Genomic DNA, 7364 nt, shown 5'->3' on the forward strand with positions numbered 1-7364 from the left:
CTAAGGTGACTGATTTAACACCCACTTCAACCACTGCCCAAAGGAACTTACAACATTCAACCTTTGAACTCCAGGCGCACGCGCGGCGGCGAGTCCATCAACGGCGACTAATGCGGCGTATTGCAAGCCCAAGAAACTATCAACTGCGGCATAAGGGCCACCTAAAGTAATAGCCCCAGCCGCATACATTTGACCTTGATCGCTACGCATTTCTACTAATTCAAAATTGTTCGCTACAGTTAATCGCCCCAGGTGGTTTACTGGGAGGTTGTAATGTTTCACCAAATCTACTAACAGGGGATTGGCATCTACTTTGGCATCCAGTCCGGTAGCATCAACAATAAAGTCAGCTAACAATTTCATTTCCCCAAAGCTTTGTTCTCGGATACGGGTAATAGTCCGGTTTTGGGCATCTCGTTCTACATCCAGAACCTCACCGAAGGTAATTTGATACCAGCCTTCGCTTAACCCTTGAGCAGTAATTTGCTGCCAGTCGTGGCGGTCGGCGGTAGTAGTTCCACCCCAGTCTGCTAGTAAACGCTTGCGTTCATCGGGGGTGGCTTTTTCTAACATTGCCCGGAGTTCGCCGCCCCAACAGGCTTTCGGCCAGTTAAAGGGTTGAAATTCGTAATGATTTTTGACTAAGCGTTGGGCATTTTGAAATTTATTACCTTGGGGTTTAGGCGATCGCATTAAATGCAAAACTGCAATATTTCGATTTCGCTTTCTGGCTTCATAAATCCGCTGCACAATCCGCGAAGCTACAATTCCCCGCCCCCGAATCAATACCGTACCACCATGTTGCTCTAGTTGCTCATAAACGCGATCGTGGGCTTCATAAGCATTGACGACAGATTTAAAATCTTGATATTTTTCCCTATAAGCTTGCAAATCTGGAAGAAACTGAATTGCTGGATAACCAGTAGCTAAATGTAAATAACGACTAACTAAAAAAGCATAATTTCCTGGACCGCGAGAATAGGCTACGCAATATCTACCGTCATCGGTTTTGCGAATTACCCTAACTCGCCCATAGCGATAAATTTGATTCCAGCCAATGCGCTTCGCCTCCCTATCTATGGAATCAAAGACATTACCTGCACGGGGAGTATAAGTTTCTGCAAATGTTGGTTCGGCAAACACTTGCCATAAATACTTGAATGCTGACTTTATCTCTCCCTTAGCTAAGTCTCCCCAAGCTTCACGCAAGGCATAACTAGGCCAACCCCAAATATTATCAGGACAGGAGTCAGAATTAGAACGCAATCTTTCATATAAGGGAATTTGTGAATTCAAACAGAGGCGCTTGTAACGAGCATAAGGTTCCGCCTCTAATCCCAAAGCCACAATCTTCTGGGCACGCACACCACTAATTCTCAGCAAATCAGCCCATAAAAAGCTACCCAATCCCGCCCCGATCGCTAGATAATCAGATTCATCTACTGGTAAGCCCGTAGCATGAAGTGCTTGCACAGAAACCTTTTGTGCCTGAAATGCCAATGGCGGGAAATTACTTGCCACGGGCGTTAGCGGCTGAACTACAGGTAAGCTGGGGTCTGGGCGATTGGTTTTTGCGTTGAAGTGAATTGTTGAAGGTGGGGTAGTATCTGCGGCAGAGGCGTTAGCACCAAATGTCACTGCGATCAAATATGGGCCAATTTGCAACGTATCGCCATTAACTAAAACACTACGCGTTTGTAGTTGACCATTGACATAGACACCGTTAACGCTGCCTTGGTCAATCACTACTAAATGGTCTTGTTCCCAGTCAATTAGGGCATGATAGCGAGAGACTTCATTACTGTTAAGTAGCATCCGAGAAACGCGCATTCCCCTGAGTTCAGCAGGTAAGCGAGCAAATTCTCGACCAAAAGCGATCGGCATACTTAACAGTGGTTCTCGCCGTTCTCCCGTCGCTGGTTCTTCCCAACTCAATTGGATTTGTAAGTCATTTGTCATTGGTCATTTGTCATTTGTCATTGATCATTGGGCATTGAAAAAGAAAAGGCAGGAGGCAGGAGTTCTTTAATTTTGAATTTTGAATTTTGAATTTTGAATTGATTTGTCTCCCTTGTCTCCCTTGTCTCTCTCTCAACTACCTGGTGCTACCAACACACTCACAGCCGCAGCTAAAGATGTCCCACACCAATGACAGCCAATTTGTAGATTCTCTGCTGGGGAAACTTTATGACATTTGGGGCATTCTAAGCCATAAACCCCTGGCGGTGGTGCGGGGGGTGTTGGTGGGTAATGGTGATGTTCGAGATTTACTGCTGGATTGGGTGGTAGCAAAATTGTTGCTGGAATGCTACCTGTGGAAACCCTTGTAACATTGAGTTTTATTTGTCCCAAAGAGATGCTAGTACCTTCAGTTAAAGGCATTTCACCTTGGACTAATTGCCGTCCATCGACAACGGGGGGATTTTGCGATCGCAAATTCCTAATATAAAAGCATTGTTGCTGGTGATGAAAAAATATTTCAACGTGGAGTCCAGAGACAGTAGGGTGACTCAGAACAATGTCGCACCGGAGGGGGTCGCGACCGATGCGGACAGTGCCAGGATTTTGACTTGGCTGTTGTTCGTAAATCTTCTGAGTTCTATCTTGACCTGCATCGTGCCACTGTAAAGTTAGTGCGTTCATTGTTCTAACTTCGTAAATCGTATTTAGCTACTTCAACTTCTTTCTGTGCGATTCCTAACACGATTGAGTCGGTGCAAGCAAGTATTTAGAAAAAACTTCAACAAGCTTTATTTTGCCGACGCTAGTTTATCAGCGATGCGTGTAGTTTCTGGCAGCCGATATTTGGGCGTACAGCGTAACACATAGTCAATCGCTGTTGGTAAACTAATTCGATGACCACTGGAGATATACAGAGGTTTTACTCCCGTGCGCGATCGCAAAACTGCCCCAATAATTTCACCGTTATATATTAGTGGTTGTGTGCTACCTTTAGTTTCTGCCAATTGTTCATGCTTACCTACCAACCTAGACTTAGCTACACCAATTGTCGGCATATCTATAAGTAACCCTAAATGGCTAGCTATACCTAATCTGCGGGGATGAGCAATTCCCTGACCATCACACAAGATAATATTTGGTGTTGTTTTAATCTTTTCTAGGGCATCAAGGACAGCTGGAATTTCCCGAAATGAGAGGAACCCAGGAACATAAGGAAAGGTTGTAGGACGATATGCTAGGCTTGTCTCGATTACTTGCAAATCAGGAAAACTCAGGACTGCGACTGCTGCACGGCTAATTGTTCCATCAGCTTCAAAACCCATATCCACTCCAGCAACATACTGGATAGGTTCTTGTAGTTGGTCTTCAGTAATTACTTGATTTTGCAGCGTTTCTTGGATAACTATGGCTTCTTCTAGTGTCGAAGGCCAAGCATGATCTCGATAAAAGTTCATATTTAAAATTGGAATTAACTGATTAATTTTAATCTTGTTAATTTGGCAACCACAAAAACAAGAGTTTTTGATGTTGATGCAGGGAAAATATATTTTTGTAAAAGTCTGTAAATGACCGAACAAAAAGGATACAAGCCCCTCTCTTACAAAGTTCTGAGCGGAGGAAACCTCCGCTCAGACTTTGCGCTAAATTTATTTATGGGGATGATTAATTTTGAATTTTAAATTCGGAGCGTACTCCTTTGGGGAAGCAAGCTACGCGTAGCGTCTCGTAGAGAAGCGACGTGACTATCTTTATACTAAATATTTTAGCCCAAGTTAGCTGATATCTTGCATTATCATGTTACTTAAGGCTGTCAAGAGGGAATCCTGAGAAATATAAGTTTATTTTTCTAGATTTTCTCTTTTACTGGTTATGACACAGCCAAATATTTTGGAACTTGCAAAACAGGGAGATGCAGAAGCGATCGCATTTCTGATGAACCGCCACCTACACCCCAAAGGAATCGCTGCAAAGGTTACTTTCCAAGATGCTTGCTTGGAGGTAATGCTAGAATCTGCCGAAGTACCAAATCAGCAAATTTTAGTTGCATTTATCCGTAAAGGGTTAACGGCTTTAGAAGCTGCATCTGTTGAAAGAGTCAAAGTTTATGGACAACAAACAGATAAGGATTTTCCAGATTGGAGTCAAGAGTTTGATTTGGGCATAGCACAAGCTGAAATAGAAGCAATAGATAATGAAGAGTTTTCTAGTAATCCTCAACTTCTAACTATTTGTATTAATTTAAGTGGCGATTCTGCACAAGGATTAACAAATCAAGATTTTGAGTTTATTGCTAATCAAATCAGCACTGATATTTTATCATCTTGTAGTGACGTATTTATTCAAAAAGTAAGCATTACTAATGGTACTTCTGTGATTACAAAGGAACGTTAGTATTTCATTTACCTTATGTAATCATGTAGAAAAAAGTCTCACATCTGGATTTTTATATAGAGATATAACAAATTTAACTAAAATTTAAATATAGAAATATAAACTTTCTGACAATATTGCTTATAAATGTAGATGCTCAACCATAAGATAGACGACAATTTATCAGTTTTTTGCACTTTTTGTTATGAAACAGGCGAATAATCAGGACGTTACTAAGCAAGAACTACAAAAGTTTTACTGGCCATTATGGTTTCCTTATCCTAGTTCTTGGTTCAAAGCATTGATTTTGACTCTATTTTTGAGAGTTATTATATTTGTAGTCAAAAATACTGGAAAGTTAGGCTATGACATCGTATATTTTGTACACAGCCCAAAATTGTTTTTTATATTTACAATATTGTTAATCTTATCTCCAATTCCGATAATTTCTTTAACTCATCATTGTTTATACTTACTTATTAGTCGGTTTGTATTAGAAATTCAAGCACCCGAAATAGGTCGAACACAAGGATTATTACCAGGAATAATGAGTTGGTGGGAAGGATTGTACGCTTGGCTTGTAATTGCAATCTCTACACTGATAGCAGCTTTCTTTTCTATAATACTTCTACCATTATTTTATCCTAGTTACGATAAACAAATTGAATACTATACACGAATAGAAAATATCAATAACAATATAATATTAATATTTGGATTATTATATATTTTTACTGCCGCATTAATTTATCAAATTAAATATTTGGTAAGATGCCGAATAATATCTGCTTCTTATATTAATAGAAAAAAGGATAACACAGAATCAAACATTAATTTAAGTATAAATAAAGAACTTAATAGATTACGTGGGCAAATGGATTTATACACAATAAAATCAAATAGTTTATCGAATAATGGAAAAAGTACAATTATCGAGAATCGATGCAAATATATTAATTTTAATAAAAAGTTGTTGTTCGTTTTTATAATATTTTCAATTTTTTTAGGAATATACTTTTCTTCAATATTTGTAGAAATATTCCCCCTAACTTCTAAAAGTTCAACACAAATACCATCAAAGCCTGTATTAGTTACACCCTCACCAGTGACTTCAGAATCGCCGACTGTGTTAATTCAAACTGATACATTCCGAGAGGCAGTAAACAAAGCAATTAATGCAGCTAACCTGACTCAATCAGCGAAATCCCCAGATGAGTGGAAAACAGTTGTGAGTCAGTGGGAAGCTGCGATCGCACTTATGAAAAGTGTGCCATCTTCTAGCCCAAATTATGCAATAGCCCAGCAAAAAATCATAGAGTATCAGAAAAATTTAAACTACGCAAAGAAAAATGCCGTCGGTGGCAAGTAATGCGATCACACCTCAGCGTTAAACTAAAAAAAGCAGTGTGATAGCACGACTATCCATATCAAAAAAATCCTATGAAAACTAAAACATTAACTTCCATTCTTCACAAAGAAGAAGATATGTATGTTGCTGAATGTCCTGAAGTCGGTACAGTTGACCAAGGTGAAACAATTGAAGAAGCTCTTGCCAATCTAAAAGAAGCTACAAGATTATACCTGGAAGAATGTCCTTTACTCGACATTGATACTAGTCCCAGATTTGTAACTAGTATAGAGGTTAGCTATGTCTAGATTGCCAAGAATATCAGGCAATGAGGCAATTCGTGCATTAGAGCGTTTAGGATTTATTCAAACTAGGCAAACTGGGGTGACCGTGTAGACATAGCTCGCCGGAGGCATCGCACCTCAGCGTTAAACTAGAAAAAGCAGTGCGATGTTCCGGCACTAATAAGAATAAACTATCATGCTTAATGGACTCAGACAAAAGGCGATCGTTAAAGCTAGTGGTGTAGTATAAATCATACTACTGACCAAAATCTTGTATAAGATGTTTGGTTACAGACCAAAAACTTTTTGAAAAAGTTTTGAATAATATGCAAATCTTTTACTGTTGTCAAATGGCTGTTAAAGTTCTTTACCAATCATCAAGAATTTGATTTTCCAAAGTTGTATTAGTATGTACCCTGTTCGGATCTCAAATAGGATTGCTATATCCCTAATCTATTAAATAATCTATCTTTCTACACAAGAGGAGATTTTAAAGCTCCATCAAGGTGATGGTCTAGTGCTGATGTACTAAAATTTCAAGTGCGAGTTATTTTCAAGGTAGGAGTCCGTCAAATCAGACTCAGGAATTAAGCTATATTCTGGCTTATCGTGAATTATATTATCCAGAGAATTTTCAGCTTGATCCAGTTTAAAAAAGATATCATCCAATATCTCGTTGTTTTGCTTGAATCAGATACGATATCCTCTAAGTTAGAAGACAGTAAATAGACTGTTGAGGCAGTTATCTATCACGCAAAAGCACAATAACATGGCTTTTTCTTATGAATTTCAGCGCTATCGAAGCGTGGCCCCCCTCGATATCCTCTCAGGTCTAGTTAGTTCCATCCTTCTACACTCTATTTTACTGATAGGGAGCAAATATTGGTTCACAGCTTTTATGCCTGAGTCTAAGCAAGAGATTCCAATTGAGGTAGTTGAAGTTTATCCCAGTGAAACACACATACCCCAAAAAACCCCATTCCGGGCTACTAAAAATTCAATTGCAGGTGGTAAAGCTTTACCGAAAAAACCTGTTTATGCGGTGAACTCAGCTAATTCAGATGCACATAAAGCCTCTAGCAAGAGTTCTTTTGACTCAACAACCTTATCTTCAGCAGAGGTATTCCGGCCAGAACCAAAGCAGCAGAACGCGGAATCACCAAATCTATCTCTTCAACAACCCAAAGTTGAGCCAACAGCGATCGCAAGACCAACTATACCACCAACACCCAAAGTTGAGCCAACAGCGATCGCAAGACCAACTATACCACCAACACCCAAAGTTGAGCCAACTGCGATCGCAAAACCAACTATACCACCAACACCCAAAGTTGAGCCAACTGCGATCGCAAAACCAACTATACCACCAACACCCAAAGTTGAGCCAACTGCGATCGCAA

Annotated in this window: 6 protein-coding genes and 1 pseudogene; 4 read left to right on the plus strand and 3 right to left on the minus strand. The window is 39.7% G+C overall.

Annotated elements, in window-relative coordinates; all coding sequences use genetic code 11:
- The 3 genes from V7K56_RS23790 to nfi all read right to left on the minus strand — a co-directional run bounded on the left by V7K56_RS23790 (position 1) and on the right by nfi (position 3416).
- A complete protein-coding gene (locus V7K56_RS23790) occupies positions 1-1959 on the minus strand; it encodes an FHA domain-containing protein (protein ID WP_334914208.1) in 1959 nt (652 codons plus the stop codon).
- A gap of 132 nt (positions 1960-2091) precedes the next feature.
- The gene (locus tag V7K56_RS23795) at positions 2092-2643 is read right to left on the minus strand and encodes an FHA domain-containing protein (protein WP_334914210.1); all 552 of its coding nucleotides are present in this window, start codon (positions 2641-2643) and stop codon (positions 2092-2094) included.
- Between the two features lie 107 nt (positions 2644-2750).
- Positions 2751-3416: a deoxyribonuclease V gene (nfi, locus tag V7K56_RS23800; protein ID WP_334914212.1), complete on the minus strand. Its 666-nt coding sequence runs from the start codon at positions 3414-3416 to the stop codon at positions 2751-2753.
- 415 nt (positions 3417-3831) lie between these two features.
- Here nfi and V7K56_RS23805 point away from each other — a divergent pair, with 415 nt between their 5' ends.
- The 4 genes and pseudogenes from V7K56_RS23805 to V7K56_RS23820 all read left to right on the plus strand — a co-directional run.
- The gene (locus V7K56_RS23805) at positions 3832-4353 is read left to right on the plus strand and encodes a hypothetical protein (RefSeq protein WP_334914214.1); all 522 of its coding nucleotides are present in this window, start codon (positions 3832-3834) and stop codon (positions 4351-4353) included.
- Between the two features lie 184 nt (positions 4354-4537).
- Positions 4538-5701, plus strand: a complete 1164-nt coding sequence (locus tag V7K56_RS23810) for a hypothetical protein (RefSeq protein WP_334914216.1) — start codon at positions 4538-4540, stop codon at positions 5699-5701.
- Between the two features lie 71 nt (positions 5702-5772).
- Positions 5773-5988, plus strand: a complete 216-nt coding sequence (locus V7K56_RS23815; protein WP_334914218.1) for a type II toxin-antitoxin system HicB family antitoxin — start codon at positions 5773-5775, stop codon at positions 5986-5988.
- Between the two features lie 874 nt (positions 5989-6862).
- Positions 6863-7364, plus strand: a pseudogene (locus tag V7K56_RS23820) (hypothetical protein); the annotation flags it as partial.

The sequence above is a fragment of the Nostoc sp. genome, assembly GCF_036917535.1.
Classification (GTDB): Bacteria; Cyanobacteriota; Cyanobacteriia; order Cyanobacteriales; family Nostocaceae; genus Nostoc.

Excerpts from the sequence above, each read along its gene's own strand:
- V7K56_RS23805 (WP_334914214.1), top strand. The coding sequence starts at position 3,832 with ATGACACAGCCAAATATTTTGGAACTTGCAAAACAGGGAGATGCAGAA.
- nfi (WP_334914212.1), bottom strand. The coding sequence starts at position 3,416 with ATGAACTTTTATCGAGATCATGCTTGGCCTTCGACACTAGAAGAAGCC.
- V7K56_RS23810 (WP_334914216.1), top strand. The coding sequence starts at position 4,538 with ATGAAACAGGCGAATAATCAGGACGTTACTAAGCAAGAACTACAAAAG.
- V7K56_RS23790 (WP_334914208.1), bottom strand. The coding sequence starts at position 1,959 with ATGACAAATGACTTACAAATCCAATTGAGTTGGGAAGAACCAGCGACG.
- V7K56_RS23815 (WP_334914218.1), top strand. The coding sequence starts at position 5,773 with ATGAAAACTAAAACATTAACTTCCATTCTTCACAAAGAAGAAGATATG.
- V7K56_RS23795 (WP_334914210.1), bottom strand. The coding sequence starts at position 2,643 with ATGAACGCACTAACTTTACAGTGGCACGATGCAGGTCAAGATAGAACT.